This window comes from Brevibacillus laterosporus LMG 15441 (genome assembly GCF_000219535.2).
Classification (GTDB): Bacteria; Bacillota; Bacilli; order Brevibacillales; family Brevibacillaceae; genus Brevibacillus_B; species Brevibacillus_B halotolerans.
The window spans coordinates 2,279,929-2,298,173 of record NZ_CP007806.1; the positions used below are offsets into that span (position 1 = coordinate 2,279,929).

Sequence of the window (18,245 nt, forward strand, 5' to 3'; positions counted from 1 at the left end):
TAATGATACAAGCTAGGATGACGAAAGCAACAATCCTATCGGTAACCATCCGGTGGGATTGTATGCGGTGTGCGGCAGTGCTTCCTGACAACTTGATGTCATAATTTTTGCATGATGGCAAGGGGAGCTCATAGTTTGTTCAGGTAGTCGTGATATGTACGTGCTTTAAGGAGATGAATGACAGTTATGCAAATGAACGACTATTTTGTGTTGTGGAATCATGCTTTCATTCGGGTGTTGGATATCCGTCATGCGATCCTGAGGGTAGGAGAAGAGCTTGGCTCATATCGACTCCCCACAAGCAGTTTTTTGTATGCAACTCGTGGTGTTGCCCAAATACTGCTTGACGGGGAAGTTCATCGATCAGAGAGATTCCATGTACTCCATAGCGGGAAGGGGACATGCTTAGAGATTATAGGGATAGAAGACGAGTTTGAATACTATATGATTCTATATAAGGCTACACTTCCACGTCCATGTAGCCAGGACATTCTGGCACTGTTGGAAACTAGCAATCCTTTTCAAATACAGTACAGCTTTTCACCAAATGACCCAATCTCACTATTCCATAAAATGAAAGCTATGAATCAAGAATGGAAACAACCAAGGTCAATTGAACGTTTTTATGTTAAATCAGAGTTTTATCCATTTGTCTACAGTATTCTGCGGCAGCTCCAAGGTCAAGAGATTGATGTGAAAGAGCCGGGAATTGCTACACAAGTGATTATGTATATGCAAAAGCATTACTCGGAATCGATCACTCTCGAATCCCTTGCAGAGACTTTGAATTACAGTGTTCCCCACTTATCCGCTTTGTTCAAAAAGGAGACCGGGCACAGTCTGATTCATTATCTGATTCGGATAAGAATGGATAAGGCAGCAAGTCTACTAGTAGAAACGGATGCAACATTACGTGAAATAGCTGTCAGTGTAGGTTATGAGGACCCGTATTATTTTGGGCGTCTATTCAAAAAGTACAAGGGTGTTTCGCCTGCCCGTTATAGAGTTAGAGAGCTACAGCATCAAACAGAAGAAAGTCCTTCTAACTTCATTCGATCCTCCATTGAAGTTCAAAAGGGTCCGCGCTATATTGAGGGTGATATTCATGATCAATATAAGAGAGAGGGACTTACACCGATGTACAAACAATCTAGGTCAACTACTACGGCAACATTACTCCTTTGCTTTGCGTTGCTTCTCAGTGCGTGTTCTGTTGGCACTTCAAACACGAATACAGCAACTTCGGGAAATCAATCGTCATCTGCTGGCTCAGTATCGCACAATTCTACTCAAACGAATTCCGGTCAGGCTTCTGAAAGCGCACCAACCAAAATAATATCGACGGTTAGCGGTGACATAAGAATTCCCGTTAACCCCCAAAGGATTATAGCTGACCAGTATCTGGGCAGTTTTATTGCGCTTGGTATTACCCCCATTGGAACTCCCGGACTGCACCGGAAAAATCCGTATTTTGCCGAAGCACTCAAGGAAGTGGAGGATATTGGTGATGTGGAGGGTTCATTGGAAAAGGTGATTGATTTACAACCAGACCTGATCGTAACAGGGTCGGCAGAAGATCATAGCAGATATCAGCAATTATCCAAGATTGCCCCTACCATATCAATTCCTTATGGCGAATTAAAAAATGCCCATGAAGAGCTGACTTACTTTGGCAAGCTACTAGGTAAGGAAAAAGAAGCTGAAAAATGGCTTGCGGAGTACGATCATCGTATTTCTGTAGCAAGAGAAAAAGCAAGGAAAGCAGTGCCTTCTAATGCTACCTTTTCTATATTTGAGCTTACACCCAAGGGGACCTATGCTTACGGGGACAATTTTGGACGAGGTGGTCAAGCTGTATATCAAGCATTGGGATTCAAGCCTCCAGCACCGATAGCAGCCGAAATTAGTAAAAAACAGTGGGTTGAGCTGTCTAATGAGTTACTACAACAATATGCAGGCGATTATATCATCCTGACCTCTGACGACCGTACCTTAGAGGACTTGAAAGCCGATCCGATCTGGGCTTCTCTTGATGCAGTCAAAAACAATCGTGTATACATATGGAAAGAAGAGCGATCCTGGTACTTTGACCCAATCGCAGTATTGTCACAAACAGAGGAAATCGCGGATTGGCTGGCAGGTCAGCGCTAAGTGTGTATAGAAACATTATTTATAAATGAAATTTGAATAAACAAAGCAATCACTCAGTGAAGTGTCCCGTATACATGTTAGGGAGCCTAGAGCTTTTCCATAGTCGATGTAAGAGGATGCTTCACTGTTTTGCTAGATATGAGCTTTATGGATGTTCTTGTTTCATATTTCACAATTTAACTCGTTATAATTATGAAAGAGGAATTTCCCGTTATTTACGAAAAGAATGCTTATAATACGCTATCCTAATTGCTTTCTATCCATTTATTGCTTATAATCATTTTCGAGGTGGTCTAAAATGTCATTATTAGTCAAAATTTCCATTAAAGATGATAAGGGCAAAGAAGCGGGAATCGAGCTTCAGGAAAACGACTATTTAGCTAAATTAGTGATTATTCAGAACGTATTTAATCTTTTTGGTGTGGACAAGGATATTCTGAAAACAGTAAACGAGTTCGAAAAGATAGGTAAGGCCTATAGTAATTTCTTTGAAAATATGCAGCAAGAAGAGGAGCAGAAGATAGAACAGCATCTAGACAATAACGATGAGAACCAAGAACAAGTAAGTGCGGATTTGCTGGAGGATAAGAAGTCAAATGAAAGTCATGAAAATGTTGTTCATGTTGCAGATTATCTTACAACAGGAATTAAAGAAGATGCAAACGGAACAAAACGCTACAAATTAAGATATGAATGTCCCATTTGCATGAATAAGGGCGTTCATTATATTTACAAAAATTCGACTGAGACCTGGTGTCATGCCTGTGGAAGTAAAATGCCAATAAAATCAGCACATAAAGATGGATTTCCCAACAGAGATTCACATGGGAATTTTTATCGAGCAGGAGACTATTACGATTACTCAAGCTAACATTTCTCCCAAAACTAGCAGGATATCTTACAACTTATGATAAAATAGGGTATGACCAAAATTTATAGATAAACTTCATAGTGGGAGAAAAAGATGAAAGAAGCTATACAATATGAAATCAAAAAATTGGAACAAGAACACAATATCAGAATTTTATTTGCCGTAGAATCCGGAAGCCGGGCATGGGGATTCCCATCACAAGATAGCGATTATGACGTGCGCTTTGTCTATATCAGACGTCCTGAATGGTATCTTTCAATCGATGAAAAACGCGATGTAATTGAAGTACCCATTACTAATTTGCTAGACATTAACGGATGGGATATTAAAAAGGCGCTCAGACTGTTTAGAAAGTCAAATCCTTCCTTGATGGAATGGCTGAGTTCGGAAATCGTTTACCACGATGCTTATGGATTTAAGGATGAGATGATAAAGCTGAGGGAGCGTGTTTTTTCTCCAAAAATTTCGATTCATCACTATCTTGGCATGGCGAAGGGGAATTATAGAGATTACCTCAAGGGAGAACAGGTAAAAATAAAAAAATACTTCTATGTTCTTCGGCCTTTGCTAGCTTGCATGTGGATTGAGAGATACAAGGTGAATCCACCCATACTGTTTCAAGAATTGGTAAATAAATTAGTAGCTGATGCAGCGGTAAAAAGCGCAATTGAGAAGCTGCTTAAAAGCAAAATGGCTGGAAAAGAAATTGCCCTTGAAAAGCGTATTGATGTGTTAAATGACTTTATTGAAGAGGGGTTTGCACATCTTAGCGACATTTCGCCTACGTATAGTCGTGAAATGAACGATCCAACTGCCCAACTTGATGATGTATATCGTAAATACCTAAGGCTAGTCTGGGATTTCGAATAAGAGATTTATCGAAGCGTCTCTTTTTCATCGGGTGACGGATTGTTTACAGACATCTGATCTCGATCATTTTTTCGTTTAGTGATACATAATAGAATTGATTCTTGTTACTCTTGTGATCATTTCAGACACTACAGTCAATTACTTTACTAGGACAAGTTTGAATAATTTGAATAGCCGGCCTTAATGGTCGGCTATTTTTACATTTCTAAATGAAGGAGCATAATTACCTGAAACTAGGTGGGTGCAATAAGTACGCTGTATATTTTTCTTACAAAAATTTATTAATAACCGCAATCAACGCTGATCCAGGGCATTGATCAGCTTTCTATTAAAGGAACGCTATTATGCATATAGCGTTCTTTTTTAGTGGAATTTGATCTTATTTTCGAAATCAAACACGATCTTTCAGATGGAGCGAAATGATGGGTCTATGTCCCATTAAGAAGGGAAGTTATAAGGATTTTTGGGGAGGCAAAATTGTTCAAAGGCATGCGTGGATATTCCTTTTGAAATATATACCAAATAAGTTGCGTAAGGCAAAAATATTTGGTTGTATACAAAATATTTTATATCGTGTAAACTAAGGATGTAATCAATCAAGATAGGAGGAAATAATTGAATGGAGCCATTTTCTTTACCGAAGCTGCAATACAATTATGACGAGTTAGAACCTTATCTCGATGCCAGAACCATGGAAATCCATCATGGTAAGCACCATGCAACCTATGTGACGAATTTGAACAAGGCAATCGAGAACTATCCACAGTTCAAGAATGCTACTGTAGAAGAATTGATCAGCAATTTGAACGATGTACCGGAAGAAATTCGTACAGCGGTTCGAAATCATGGAGGTGGACATTATAGTCATAGCCTGTACTGGTCCATCATGAGCCCAACTGGGGGCGGGAATCCTGATGGTGATATAGCGAAGGGAATTGAAAAGCATTTTGGTAGCTTTGCACAGGTGAAGGATGAGCTAACAAAAGCTGCTGTAAGCCGATTCGGAGCGGGATGGGGATGGCTGGTTGTCAATGGGGACAAGTTGGAAGTTACCAGTACGCCCAATCAGGATACTCCTTTTATGGAAAATAAAACGCCGATTCTGGTCGTCGATGTTTGGGAGCATGCTTATTATTTACAGTATCAGAATAAAAGGCCAGATTTTGTCTCCTCCTGGTGGAATGTCGTTAACTGGGAGGAAGTTAATCGTCGTTATAACGAAGCGATTCGTTAATTTTGAATTTTCTAAACTTTGCAGAAGAGACAGATATACTTCTGCAAAGTTTTTTACTATAAATCTCTTATCTTGCTCAGAGAGGAAGGGTGTCCATGAACAAACACGCGGTTCGATTACGAGAACAATCAACAAGAAATGAGATATTGCTGTTGCTCAAGAAGCGTGGTTCAGTAAGTGTCCAGGAAATGTCGGAGCATTTGGGAGTAACGAGGATGTCTGTTCGCAAGCATTTATATGCGTTAGAGAAGGACAGTTATATCCAATCTAGTATTCTGCGTCAGCATGTAGGAAGACCAACTTATTCCTATCGACTTACGGTTTTATCCGAAGAATTATTTCCGAATGAATACGATAGTCTGGCCATGGAATTGATTCAGGAGATCAATGACATGTTCGGGGAATCGTTAGTGAATAGCTTATTTGAACGGAGAATGGCAAAGATCGAGAAAAAGTACCGTGAAGCGATGTCAGGACAAAATTTTGAGGAAAGAGTAGCAACTCTGGCAAAAATTCAGGATCAAGAGGGATACATGGTCAAATTAGAAAAAAAACAAGATGATACATATTTATTGGATGAAGCAAACTGTCCTGTTGTAGAAATTGCAATCCGCAATCGCCAAGCATGTCAATGTGAGGTTGCTCTATTCGCAGCGTTGCTTGACGCCGATGTGCAGCGTACGGAATGTATTGCAGACGGGAATATGAGATGTCGTTATTTGATAAAGGAGAGGGGCAAGAGCTAAGGCTAGTGGGGGAGAAAAAGATGAATCGCAGCTGAAAACGGAAATGATCAATGAATAGGGAGGAGAGAGTCAGGGTTTTACATTAGCAACGATTTTATTTATGGTTGGGGAGTCAATACTAAACTTGGTATAAAATATATCCTTACATAAGAAGAACGGTTTTTAAAGTCAATGTTTGAAAAGGAGAATTACAATCTATTGAGTTTGATACGTGATCATATAAAACAGGACAAAAAGGTAGTTTAATCTTTTTGTCCTGTTGATTTATTTTCTACAACTGGTAGGTCTGTCTATGATAACTAAAAGTGTGCCAGTAGGTATGTTTCTTTCAGTCTTTGAAAGTTTACACTTGATTTTGCAAGATTGTTATTCAATCTTTCTATCTTTTGAATGAAATCGCCTGTTTTCGTTTTAAGTTCAGAAAGAAATTGTGCTTTATTTATAATCTCATTTTCCCATCCAGTATCATAGATGGAACAAAGCGGAACGGGAGTTACAAATTCCTTAGGAACCCTATCTGTTGCCAGCACGAAATCAATCAATACATTTTCATTCCTATTTTTAATTACGATCCAGTTATCGGGTTCTTCTATGGTTTTAATAGCAGCATACCCCTCCTTTTTTAACATGATTAGAGCCTCATTTAGCATTTGAAACCATGATATGATCCATTCTTCGAAAAAGTTGAATTCATGGATCGTCGCATCTTCAGAATAATATCCATATTCCTGCTCATTAAAAGAAAAGAGTATCAATCCTAAGAAATCATCACCGTACTCTTCTATAAGCTCTTCATGAGTAAGGGAGGAAATTTCTGATTCAGACAAAGCAAGTTGATAATTAATACGAAACATATTAACTCCTTCCTAATAACCAAAATCTTTTAATGTGTATCTATGTGGACCATAAGCAGTACTAAAGTCGAAATATCAGTAAACTAGGTTATTTTTTAACCCTTATTAAATTGTATTTGAATAATAGCGTAATTCCTAAGTTCATTAGAAAATGCACAACAAATGGTACTAAAATATTGTTGGTTTCAAAATATAACCAGCCAAAAGTAAAACTTGGTATGCTTATATTTATTAGCATGATAGGCTTTTTGAAGTATTGAGTATGAAAACCTAAGAAAAATAAAGTAGTTGCTATAATTGCAATCCATTGGTTCTCTATAAAGATGAAAAGTAAATTTTGAATAATTCCTCTAAACAAAAGTTCTTCAAATAACGCTCCTAAAAGCATAAAGACAAAAATAGGTAACAGTGAATAATTTTGATAACTCTTGTTTGTATCGTCAATGTATTTCGAGGGTATGTAAAGCGTTAAGATTACACCATACAAAAGTAGAGCAAACGAAGCACTACATATATGCATTATCATTCTGATTGGTTTTTCGAACGATAGGAAATTATGAATTGTGAGTACATCATAAACGATAAGAATAAAAATGATGGCCACGCAAATGAATGTAAAAGAAGAGAATACGAAAACAGCGTCTTTTGGGTTGAAATCCTTTTTTGTTTTCTTGGTTTTGTCTTTCATAGCTTACCTTCTTTTCTGTGACTTTAAAATAATGAAAATACCTTATATTCCTATTTTATCAGAAGGTATAATATCTACAAATAATGATGTAAAAAGCAACAATCTTTTAGAAAACAACCTAAAGAAAAAGGCAAACAAAAAGTCAGAAGGAGGAACTAGATCAAAATTTCTTTCAGTATGTAGCTGTAGATACGAAAAGAATTGAAGCAATTTTCCTACGATTTTCTAAACAAACATCTATTAACAAATATACTGTATACTAAAGACTTCTATTAGCAAATGGTATAACCCGATTTGTGATGAGGAAATTGATATTACGTAAGGGAGCATTAACAATGGGTAAAATGGATGAACAAATTTTAGTGGTAAAACGAACGGAACTATTTGATAATGAGCGGTTGGCTTTCCAAGGAATTGAAAAGGAACCTGACAGAATCACGAGGCTAATGAGTAATATTTCATCTCATTATTCTGTTATGAGACGCGGAGATGCTGAGGAAGATCAGGGCTTTAAGCAACCAATTCCATATGTAGTAATTCGCAAGGGCAATGAGCTGTTCATGTACAAACGTCTATCAGGCGGTGGAGAAGCACGCCTGCATGACAAGCTGTCATTAGGTACAGGGGGTCACATGAATGACGAAAATAGCAGCAGCTTCGAGGAAGTTTTAGAGATTAATTTACTTAGAGAGCTAGAGGAAGAGCTGGACATACAAGCAGCAGATCGAGAGTTTAACACGATTGGCTTTATCAATGATGACGTAGAAGAAGTAGGTAAAGTACATATTGGACTTCTTGTAACACTTGATTTAGATGAAGATGCGACTGTGAGTGTAAGAGAAATTGATCAGTTGGAAGGCAAGTGGACAACCATCGAGGAGTTGTTGCAGCCGGATATATATGGAAGATTAGAAAGCTGGTCAAAATTCGTAGTAGATGTATTGAAGTAGAACGCAGCGGGGGAGCTGACTCCCCCAGTTGTTAAAATGAACAGATAACGTGGTATGCCGGCAAGGGTTTTACATTTTTTCTAAAGAAAAACAGCGAGCATTTTACGAAAAAAAGATGATATTCTTCCGTGAATTGGTTTTTGAGGGTAGATGAGACATCTATATAAGCGAAATCAAGTGAAGTTTCACAGATAAGACATTAGCTATAATTGACGTCAACCTGAGGCGTTGTTAAAATTATCTAGGTAATATTGTGAAAAAAATCACGATATTGATTCTCATTGCTTCAAAATAGTGAAAAGGGGTTGTACATCATGAAAAGAATCGTAACATTGAGCACGCGTAAATTGCAGGATACCGCAAAGTTTGGTGGATGTGGCGCATGCCAGACATCCTGTCAGTCAGCTTGCAAAACTTCCTGTGGAATTGCTAATCAGCAATGTGAAAACAAATTGAACAGATAGGTAATGGAAATGTACCGCCCAACTGCTTTGCGGATGGGCGGCAATTTTTATGGGCAAAAGGAGCTTGATTATCAAGTATGATCCATCAATATAAACTAAACGGATACAACATTGTGCTTGACACCTACAGTGGATCGGTACATGTTGTCGATGATCTCGCTTATGAAATCATCGCACTTTACGAAAATACTTCTACAGAAAAAATAGTGGCAATGATGCTGGAAAAGTATGCACATGATTGTGCTATTACTGAGCTGGACATCCGTGAAACCATAGCAGATGTCGAGGAGCTAAAAAAAGACGGGCAACTCTTTACTGAGGATGAATTTAAGGATCTCTCTATTGATCTGAGAAATCGTCAGACCTATGTAAAGGCTCTATGCTTCAATGTTGCGCATACCTGTAATCTGTCATGTGAATATTGTTTTGCTAGTCAGGGGAAATACCACGGAGACAGAGCGATCATGAGCTATGAGGTTGGGCAAAGAGCTATCGATTACCTATTGGAAAACTCGGGTCACCACCGAAATCTCGATATCGATTTCTTCGGCGGAGAACCGCTTATGGCTTGGAAGGTTGTCAAGCAGATTGTCGCTTACGCAAGAAGTAAAGAAAAAGAGTACAAAAAGACTTTTCGGTTCACCTTTACTACGAATGGTATGTTACTTAACGATGAGGTTACCGATTTCTTAAATCAAGAAATGTATAATGTTGTATTAAGCCTTGATGGCAGAAAAGAGGTTCATGATCGACTTCGTAAAACAGTCACTGGAGAGGGAAGCTACGATTTTATTGTTCGGAAGTTCCAGGATTTTGTCAAGAAGCGTGGAGACAAAGAATACTATGTACGTGGAACCTACACCCAGAACAATCTCGATTTTACCAATGACATTTTTCATATTGCAGACCTTGGATTTGATAAACTCTCGATGGAGCCTGTTATCTGTGATCCGAGCGAGCCCTATGCGCTAACCGAGAATGACCTCCAAGAGATTTATAACCAATATGAAATTCTCGCGAAGGAAATGCTTCAACGTAAGGAAAAGGGCAATGGGTTTACCTTCTACCATTATATGCTTGACCTCTCAGAAGGCCCTTGTATTCAGAAAAGAATCGCTGGCTGTGGTTCAGGAACCGAATACCTTGCTGTCACTCCATGGGGTGATCTTTTCCCTTGCCATCAATTTGTAGGGAATGAGAATTATTGTATGGGAAACATTTGGGATGGGATTACCAAACCAGAGTTGCAATACAAGTTTAAAGAAAGCAACTGCTATTCGAAGCCGGAATGTCAGGACTGCTGGGCAAAACTGTACTGTAGTGGTGGTTGTCCTGCTAATGCGCTTCATGTGACAGGCTCCCTCAATGGAACCTACGACTTCAGTTGTGATATTTTCCGGAAGAGAATTGAATGTTCCATGATGGTTAAGGTAGCCGAATCGATCAGCGCTATGGAGGAGCAAGTCGTGGACTGGGATCACTAATGTGTAATGTTTTAAAAATAAATAACCCATATGTTGTCAGTAGAGAAGAGTTCCTTTAGTAATATGGGACTCTTTTTTTATATACATCAATAGTAAGGTGATAACTAAGGGATAAAATGTGAAGTGGTACAGGAAAAGGTGGGAAGGTTTCCTTATGCAAATGAGGAACAGTATTCTAGATATAGGGATTGGAAGGATAAAAGCTACTTGCCATGTCACATTAGTTCTTGCAAGTTGCATTGTAGGTATTTATATCGTGTATAAGATATATTCTTGATGAGCGAAAAGTAATTCTTAAACTTACTGACGTGGTAAATGAGACTTTGCACCGTCATTTCAGTCTAGATGAGGAAAAGCTTGAACACCTTCTTTTTGAAAAAATGACTGCTGAAGAGAGGCACTTCGTTTTAAAAGACTTTACTTTAATGAAGGAGAGGACAGAAGATGTTCACACTAAGTAAAATTATCGTATCGGCAATTATTATTGGAATAATCACTGAGGTCTCGCGCAGTTTTCCCACTCAGGGTGGGAATCATTGCCGCTTTACCTACCGTTAGTATTTTGAGCATTTTTTGGCTTTATGTGCAGGGTGAGCATATGGAGATTCGATAGGAATTAAAAAGCCTTATATATATAAAGGTTGAGGGAAACAATCAATTAAAGATCAGTGACTCTCATAAGAAGGGCACAGGAGATTTAGGTAACATATGTCAGTAGGAGTCAAGAAACCTATTTGTGTGAGTGACATAGAGAGGTTAATAACAACGGCTAAAGTAGTTATATAATCCTTATCAGGAAACATTATTTTTTAAGTTATTTTAAGAAGAAATTGATAAAGTATCTAAGATAGTCACTATAGAAAATAAAATTAGCCATTTCCAAATAAGTGTTAAGGAAATGTTTCGTGTACTAATCATATAAGGGACACTGGCAATAATGATATGATTGTCCATATAAGTATTTTTTTGGGTATTTTTAAATATATTTACTTTCTATAGGTTCCTCTCATTTCTCGTTTATAATACTATAACTACGATGAAAAAATTTATTTAATTTGTTTAGACCCTGATATTCATTTAACTCACCAACTGGTAATACATGTAAAATCCATGCGGAGGTATGGGCATCTCTACATAACTGAAAGTTTAATACATAATTCTATCAATAAGCTTCTCACCCTTCTAATTACTTTAAAAATTTTGTAGTAAAACCAATGTAGGTAAACTTAAAAAAATCATTATGACACCGTTCGAAGACGCTTAGTTCCTTAGAATATTCAAGATTTTTAACATAACAATAGAAGCTTATTGCCCTTCATCAAAAAAACGGTCCTAACAGTATAGGATTTTTGAAAAGAATCTCTTTACAAACATTTCAATTTTAAAGATGGATATTCATTCTTTTAGGATAATTTTATGCTTAACGAGCAGTCTAATAAGGAAATCGAAAAAACTTTAAATTTACCTATCTATAGAAGGAGAGATTTTTATAGCACTTTTAGTCACATTTGTTGGTACTTCACCAATCCCAACGCCAGGGGCTAGTGCCTCGTACAAGATTTGGTCATACAAAATCGAAGGTAACGGACAAGAGATATCAACGGGGCAGCGGTGGGCTCTCGCCCTTCCAGGTAACGTAAATGTACAAGATCCAAGCCTCTTCCCTGATGTATCTGAACTGGTTGGAACATTTGTTACACCTGATCCATCGTCAGGTATTCAGTATATAGGGCGTACAGCGAGCTCTACCAATAGTCTAACTATCGCGTTCGTTGCACCGGCCCGTACATCCTCCGGTAAGGTGCTCCTTTACAAGTCCACCCCCGGCGAAAACTGGGTATCTGTGGCCTTCTCTGCCATGCCAAACGGTACGACAAGCCATGGACAAAACATAACACTTCCTGCTCCTGGTGCCCCAGTATACACAGGCCGGCCTGTGTATGACTTCTCGGGTACCCTGCCGTATGCCAGTGAGTTATTCGGCGTATACCAGCCCTTAGCTGGGTGGTTCAGCTTGCTATCAGCACTTTCGACCGCTGCATTGTATCCTAAGTCAGTGTTATCGAAGCTAAGTCCGGAGCAGTTTCACGGAGAAAGCGCTCAGACTCTGAATAATGAGGCATTGGCTACACTTGCAGAGCAATACGAGGCCGCTCCAACCGGCGTGCTGTCTCCGGTGGGATTAGTAAACCTTTTTCGGGAGTACTTTTTCGAATTTGATACCTTCCTTGGAAAACCTGCGGGTCATATCTGGGTCAGCCCCGGTGGTACCGTAGAGGTGGTCGAAACCAGTACCCGACGGACGTTAGTTGAAAAGTTGGCCGAGCAGTCAGAGGAGATTTCCCGTAAGACAGAGGAGAGCTTCACTGAACAGGACGATGTCGCGGACGCGGTCAAAGAAGAAAACTCCAACGACACTAAACTTGGTGTCAGCGCTACTGGGGGTGTGAACGCTAAGATCTACCATGCTGATGTGAGTGCAAGTTTTAGTACCCAAAACACCGTAAAGCGGGCCTCGGAGGCAATGCACAAACGTACTAGGACACAAACTGCCAAGGTTACCAGTGAAATCAAGCGAAATTTCAGGACCAGTTTCAAAACGGTAACCGAAACTATGGACACCTCCAGCCGACGTTATATCCTCCAGAACAATACCCCCGATCTAGTTAACTACGAACTCAGGCGAAAGATGCGCAAGGTGGGCGTACAACTACAACATGTCGGTACGCGTTTTTGTTGGCAGGTGTACATTGGCGATCCAGGTAAAAGCCTTGGACTTGGAGATATGGTTCATGTGGTGGAAGCTCCGGATCTTACCGCTATTAGAAAACCGGAGAAATTACCGTATCCAGTGAACAAAGAGATTCCCTTCCACTTCGAAATCCCATTCCTTCATGACAAAGGACCGGACGATGAAGCTGAGGAAACGTATACACCACATCCTGACAATCCCTGCCGTGGAGTGAATCCCAGTACGACAGGTCATGACGATACGATTCAGTTCTGCTTCGAGAAGCAACTGCCCCCACCGCCGCCAGGTTATGTACATAGTAAAATTGTTTCTGTAGACCATCATGGAGCTCAGGTTCAATATTTTTATCAATTAGTCCCTTCTTCTGATCCGGTAAAGCCCCTTATCAAGGTGCAATTTACTTACGCGAATTTTCAGGGCAGGAAGTCTCTTCCTTTCGATTTTGTCCTGCTCTACATTCCAACGGACGAGGCGAAGGCGGAGGTGGATAAACTCAACTTAGAAGCAGAGACTGCTTATAAGAAGGAGGTTGCACGATTACAACACGAAGCTTATGGCAAGGCTGTCCGCGAACGACTTCGGCTGGTTAGTTCAATACGCCCCCGTCCTCCCGAGGATCTTCGTAGCGAGGAGCGCCGATCCGTGTTTCGCAATCTTATTCGAAGGCTGGAGGAACTTGGGCATTACCCCCAGAATCCTCAACAACTTCCTTTCCTGGAATCGGAGCAAATTCAACAGTTTTTTGATGTGGACGAGATGCTATATTTCGTCGCCCCTGATTATTGGCAGCCCGGTCCAGTATCTCCCCCTCCACCTACTCAAAACAGCGTAGGCAGATATCCAGTTCCGCCTTTTGAGGAGGAGCCGCCGGCAGGAACTACGTCTCTGCCTCTCGCTGGACAGACCGTGGCAGGATGGTACTCCAGAGCAGAGGAATACAAAGTAATAAATGGACAGGAGTTTCCTCCATCTGAGTGGCGGGTGGATTACCTTATCACCGAGCAGACACAGCCTGCACCGATGGGAAGTTCGCTTGGGTGGCTGATTCAAATAGACGGTGATGAGCGACGGAATGAATTTCTCAACTCTGCATGGGTAAAAGCCATTCTTCCAATTCGGCCTGGACAAGAAATAGCCGCTCTTTCTTGGCTTACTAAGGTTGAAGGAGTGACTGCACTTGGCCTTCCTTACCCATACCAACCAGGAGACCCAGACATTTTCCAAGGAAAGAAAGTCGGCGAGGTTCTAAAAATCCTTGCAGAACAACTTCAAGTAGCAAATACGGACGTATCCAAGACTTTGGCATCGGAAAAGGTCTTCGAAACCGGTTTTGACCCCTTAGCCGGTGGCTTTCGGCCAGCTGAGCCCTACGAGGTATTTGACCAATGGATAGAGATTCTGCCAACCGATCAGGTGGCTGCCGTGGCTGTTCGCTACGACCCTAAGACTGGACAGCAAATTTAAAGAAAAGGTGTTGGAACTATGACATCGCGCAATACACCTGGATCACTGATCTTGGATGCCTTTTATGTCGACGAGTTCGGCGTTCAAAATGCTTCCCACAACATAGATTCTAGAATGCCTAGAGGCACTCCGCTTCTACATAAGAATAAATTTACTTCGGTTCATCCACTACGTGGAGGGGGAGTTATAGAGTTCGCTGAGTCAGTACGAATGCCCGATGTTACCAACAAGGCTAACCCTAGGCACAATCCTAGTCTTACAGGTCAATGGGTGCAGACCAACATCCCCAGTGGCCATCGAGACACTCATCCAGTGTGGCTTTTCCTCTCAGCATCGACTCTGATACGCGCCAGGGAGCTAAGAAGCGACCAGCCATGGGATACACCAATCCGAGTCTCCATTCTGTATGCAGTCGGTTTCGAGATGAACCGTCACGGGCTTCGGTCCGCAATAGCCACTCATCCCGAGCCATCAGCGCTGGTCGTGGTGCCTGGCATTGAACCCCCCTTACCTCGTTGGGGGGTTGGTATTAACGATTCGGATCTGATGAATCTGCTTAAATCTGCAGTCAGTCGACCTGTGACATACAATACAAAGGTGATGGCTGCCTATAGTACCGGTGCCAACGGCCTCAATCAGACTCTGTTGCACAATTTGATTGACGTGAGCCAGGTTGAGCGGATTATCTTCTATGACTGCCTATATGAAAAGGTTAGTGGAAACACAGCGGAGGCGCTTAATGCTGCGAGGCGCAGGGCAGGTCCAAGCTTGAAAATTATTGCTTATAAATGCACCAAGAATGGAAATAGCCTAGACAGTAGTTTCAATCTTTCTGTGGTCAGGAAAAACCCCGGACTTATTCGCTCGGATGGAGTTGTCGACCTATCCTATATGACTGCTAGTGTCTTCCCAGCTTACTCCGCCCTAATTACTTTTCGGGCCCTCGAGAGTGGCATCGCCGATGGCCTAATTACTCTCACTTCTTCGCTTCATACCGCTTTCGACGAGATGAAGCGAATTGTACCGGCGAGAGGTAAGGTAGTAAGCCAGTCCAACACTTGGAGTTACGTCTTCGGGGGCTCTCCGCCATCGGACAAGGTGCTTCTTTCTAGTTGGTACAAAGATAACGAGAGGGTTATAAAGCAATTTTATAGTCATCTGGGCTCAATAACGAAATCGGGTAGTATTCGTGAATTAATCTGGGGCAACCAGTTGCCCGGTTGGTCTGGAGGAGACGGAGAAGAAAACCACGACCTGCTACTTCCTGACTTTGCTTGGGAATACTTGACACCATGACAACCCTGGCTCTGGAATCCTGAGAAACGTATTACATAAGAAGAGTTTGTCCACAGTCTGTGAGGGATGGAAGATACCGTCCCTCTTTTGCTTTTAAGATTAGTGTTTGAAATTACCCCCCAAAAAAATAAATTCAAAAACAAAACATTCTAATATTACCAGTGATTAGAATAACCTAAAATACAACTAGCTTATCGATTCCTAGAAACCATTTATTGGAGAGGTTTTATTTTGAAATTATCTATTCTTGGAATTTCTTCTTCAGCGTTTGCTTACGGTGACGCTAGAGAGCCAGACAGCCAGACAGCTCCTCTTCACCTAATATCTTTTATGGGATTGGAGATAGTTTGAAGGTACAATTTCAAAGCAAGAAAGCGGAATGGATTTTGATTATTTCAAATGGACTAATTATACTGGGGAAGGAAAGAGTTTTTATGTCAATTTTGATACCTACCAAAACCGTAGCCTAGACTATTTTATTAGTGAATTAGACATTGCAGGTGGAAGTGCTAATAGATTTATAAAGACACTGGACGTGAAATGTGGTATGTTTATCTGCCTTCTAATGTGTATATCAAAGCAAAAGTTACTGCCCAGGATGCAATACGTGTTGACCCGAATGTAAAATACATCATAAGTTTGAGTGAAAGACCTAGGTTCTGGATTTTTCACAAACTAACTAGGATTAACCTCGCAAGATTGACGAAAAACTCCTTTTGAAAACCCCTGAACTTTTATGAAGTGCACCCCTTAAAGTAGACATTGGAAAAAGCCCTGAGGTTATCCGATGAACTTTAGGGGGTGTATTTTTCATGGCGGTTAAAGGACAAAAATTTAAAAGTTATCCAGAATCATTGAAAATAGAAGCCATTCGTTTACACATTGAGGAAAGCTGGACGTACAAACAAATTGTAGAGCATTTGGAAATTCAAGACAAAGATCGCTTAAAAAAGTGGATGAGAAAGTACAGACAACAGGGTGAGTTTGGACTTCTAGATCGACGCGGACGTCGTGAGGCCTATATTGATCAGGCTAGATATATCCAAAAACTGAAGCGCGAGAATGAAATCCTAAAAAAGTGTTTGGAAATCTGGATGCGGGAGGTGTAAGGAAGAAGTATCGAATTGTGGAGAGCTTGTCTACAATATATCCGATTACTGATGTTTGTAAGTTGTTAGGGGTTTCGAGAAGTGGCTATTACAAGTACCTCTCTACTAGAAACTTGAATAGAGATAAAACAATAAAAAAACGGATCAGAACGATCTATGAACAAAGGAAAGGGATATACGGATATCGCCGAATTCAGGCTGAACTGTTACGCCAATTTGGTTGTAGAGTTAATCATAAGAAAGTATTACGCATCATGCAAAATCTGGGACTTAAATCCATCATTCGCCGTAAACGTGCCTATATGACTACCTATCAAGCAAAGGTATCGGATGGACGTGTTGCAGATAATTTACTCAAGCGTGATTTTACCGCTCAAGAGCCTAATCAAAAATGGGTAACTGACGTTACCCAATATCGAATTGGTGAGGAACGTATCTACCTTTCCGCAATCAAAGATTTATGTACTCATGAGATCATCGCTCATCATATCAGTACTCGAAATGACAATGCGCTTGTACTAGAAACTTTTAGAAAAGCATTTGAAATGCAAAAAGACGTGACTGGTTTGATCGTTCACAGCGACCAAGGTTCCCAGTACACGTCCCATGCATACCACGACATGCTGCCTACGGTTAGCGCCCAAATCAGCATGTCCCGACGAGGAAATTGTCTAGACAATGCCTCGATTGAAAGCTTCTTTTCTCATTTGAAAACCGAAGCCCTATATCCCTATGATATACGAGATCTTCAAGATGCTCAAAGGAGAATTGAAAATTACATTTATTTTTATAACGAAGAACGTCTTCAACTGAAGCTAAATAAACTGACGCCTAGCGAATTTAGGCGTCAGTTAACGGCCTAACGGCCGGGGTTTTTCTTACTGTCTACAAAACGGGGGCTTGACCATTAAAATTCAGGGGTTTTTCAAAAGGATAATTCCAGCTCACTGAGAGTGGGGAGGAATTGAGTTCCTAAAAAATGAATTATCTATGATTGAAAAGTAGCAAAACAGGTCAGTGACACTTCTAAAATTTCCATAATGATTATTAAGTTAATAGCTCCAGTAATCTTACAAGCCCATTTTTAATTGCTATCTTGTTACACGATCAACCGCAGCTTTTTGTTGCTCTTCTGATGTGTGGGTATATGTTTGAGTTGTCGTTATTGCACTATGCCCAAGTTGAGTTTGTAGTGAGGGGAGAGTAGAGTCTGGATTTTCAATATACTTGGAAGCAAAACTATGCCGTAATCCATGTGGAGTTAATCCAGGTTTACCATAGTGCTAGTAAAGTCATTACGCTTATGGTTGAG

The 18,245-nt window shown here is 40.5% G+C and carries 14 protein-coding genes and 2 pseudogenes; 13 read left to right on the top strand and 3 right to left on the bottom strand.

The genetic code is table 11. The features are described from left to right. Positions 1 to 186: 186 nt before the first annotated feature. The 5 genes from BRLA_RS10445 to BRLA_RS10465 all read left to right on the top strand — a co-directional run bounded on the left by BRLA_RS10445 (position 187) and on the right by BRLA_RS10465 (position 5,872). The gene (locus BRLA_RS10445; RefSeq protein ID WP_238547461.1) at positions 187 to 2,151 is read left to right on the top strand and encodes an AraC family transcriptional regulator; all 1,965 of its coding nucleotides are present in this window, start codon (positions 187 to 189) and stop codon (positions 2,149 to 2,151) included. 298 nt (positions 2,152 to 2,449) lie between these two features. Then, positions 2,450 to 3,022, top strand: a complete 573-nt coding sequence (locus BRLA_RS10450) for a hypothetical protein (protein ID WP_003337321.1) — start codon at positions 2,450 to 2,452, stop codon at positions 3,020 to 3,022. A gap of 93 nt (positions 3,023 to 3,115) precedes the next feature. After that, complete coding sequence (locus tag BRLA_RS10455) at positions 3,116 to 3,892, top strand: nucleotidyltransferase domain-containing protein (protein WP_003337323.1); 777 nt, start codon at positions 3,116 to 3,118, stop codon at positions 3,890 to 3,892. A gap of 619 nt (positions 3,893 to 4,511) precedes the next feature. Next, on the top strand, positions 4,512 to 5,126 hold the full coding sequence (locus tag BRLA_RS10460) for a superoxide dismutase (RefSeq protein WP_003337324.1): 615 nt from the start codon (positions 4,512 to 4,514) through the stop codon (positions 5,124 to 5,126). A gap of 95 nt (positions 5,127 to 5,221) precedes the next feature. Further along, positions 5,222 to 5,872 (top strand): helix-turn-helix transcriptional regulator, encoded by a 651-nt coding sequence (locus BRLA_RS10465; protein ID WP_003337325.1) that lies wholly within the window; start codon positions 5,222 to 5,224, stop codon positions 5,870 to 5,872. Between the two features lie 299 nt (positions 5,873 to 6,171). Here the strand turns inward: BRLA_RS10465 and BRLA_RS10470 are convergent, their stop codons facing one another. Together BRLA_RS10470 and BRLA_RS10475 are read right to left on the bottom strand one after the other, a co-directional pair. Next, complete coding sequence (locus BRLA_RS10470) at positions 6,172 to 6,726, bottom strand: hypothetical protein (RefSeq protein WP_003337326.1); 555 nt, start codon at positions 6,724 to 6,726, stop codon at positions 6,172 to 6,174. Between the two features lie 88 nt (positions 6,727 to 6,814). Further along, positions 6,815 to 7,414 carry a CPBP family intramembrane glutamic endopeptidase gene (locus BRLA_RS10475; protein ID WP_003337327.1) on the bottom strand — a complete coding sequence of 200 codons (600 nt, stop codon included), beginning with the start codon at positions 7,412 to 7,414 and terminating at the stop codon, positions 6,815 to 6,817. A gap of 335 nt (positions 7,415 to 7,749) precedes the next feature. On the opposite strand from BRLA_RS10475, the gene BRLA_RS10480 reads away from it, so the two are divergent. The 8 genes and pseudogenes from BRLA_RS10480 to BRLA_RS10510 all read left to right on the top strand — a co-directional run bounded on the left by BRLA_RS10480 (position 7,750) and on the right by BRLA_RS10510 (position 17,796). Continuing rightward, the gene (locus BRLA_RS10480; protein WP_003337328.1) at positions 7,750 to 8,364 is read left to right on the top strand and encodes a hypothetical protein; all 615 of its coding nucleotides are present in this window, start codon (positions 7,750 to 7,752) and stop codon (positions 8,362 to 8,364) included. 314 nt (positions 8,365 to 8,678) lie between these two features. Next, positions 8,679 to 8,828 carry a six-cysteine ranthipeptide SCIFF gene (gene scfA, locus BRLA_RS23145; protein WP_003346275.1) on the top strand — a complete coding sequence of 50 codons (150 nt, stop codon included), beginning with the start codon at positions 8,679 to 8,681 and terminating at the stop codon, positions 8,826 to 8,828. Positions 8,829 to 8,905: 77 nt separating this feature from the next. Beyond that, complete coding sequence (scfB, locus tag BRLA_RS10485) at positions 8,906 to 10,312, top strand: thioether cross-link-forming SCIFF peptide maturase (protein ID WP_003337329.1); 1,407 nt, start codon at positions 8,906 to 8,908, stop codon at positions 10,310 to 10,312. Positions 10,313 to 10,756: 444 nt separating this feature from the next. After that, positions 10,757 to 10,916, top strand: a pseudogene (locus BRLA_RS25250) (DUF3147 family protein); the annotation flags it as partial. A 1,410-nt stretch (positions 10,917 to 12,326) separates the two neighbouring features. After that, entirely contained in the window at positions 12,327 to 14,528 is a 2,202-nt protein-coding gene (locus BRLA_RS10490; RefSeq protein ID WP_193376689.1) for a hypothetical protein, read from the top strand. A gap of 18 nt (positions 14,529 to 14,546) precedes the next feature. After that, complete coding sequence (locus BRLA_RS10495) at positions 14,547 to 15,824, top strand: hypothetical protein (protein ID WP_003337332.1); 1,278 nt, start codon at positions 14,547 to 14,549, stop codon at positions 15,822 to 15,824. 812 nt (positions 15,825 to 16,636) lie between these two features. Then, positions 16,637 to 16,933, top strand: a complete 297-nt coding sequence (locus tag BRLA_RS10505) for a helix-turn-helix domain-containing protein (protein WP_003337336.1) — start codon at positions 16,637 to 16,639, stop codon at positions 16,931 to 16,933. 17 nt (positions 16,934 to 16,950) lie between these two features. After that, positions 16,951 to 17,796 (top strand): IS3 family transposase, encoded by an 846-nt coding sequence (locus BRLA_RS10510; protein WP_158332767.1) that lies wholly within the window; start codon positions 16,951 to 16,953, stop codon positions 17,794 to 17,796. Between the two features lie 228 nt (positions 17,797 to 18,024). Here BRLA_RS10510 and BRLA_RS23150 read toward each other — a convergent pair. Then, a pseudogene (locus tag BRLA_RS23150) lies at positions 18,025 to 18,189 on the bottom strand (tyrosine-type recombinase/integrase); the annotation flags it as partial. Positions 18,190 to 18,245 lie beyond the last annotated feature (56 nt).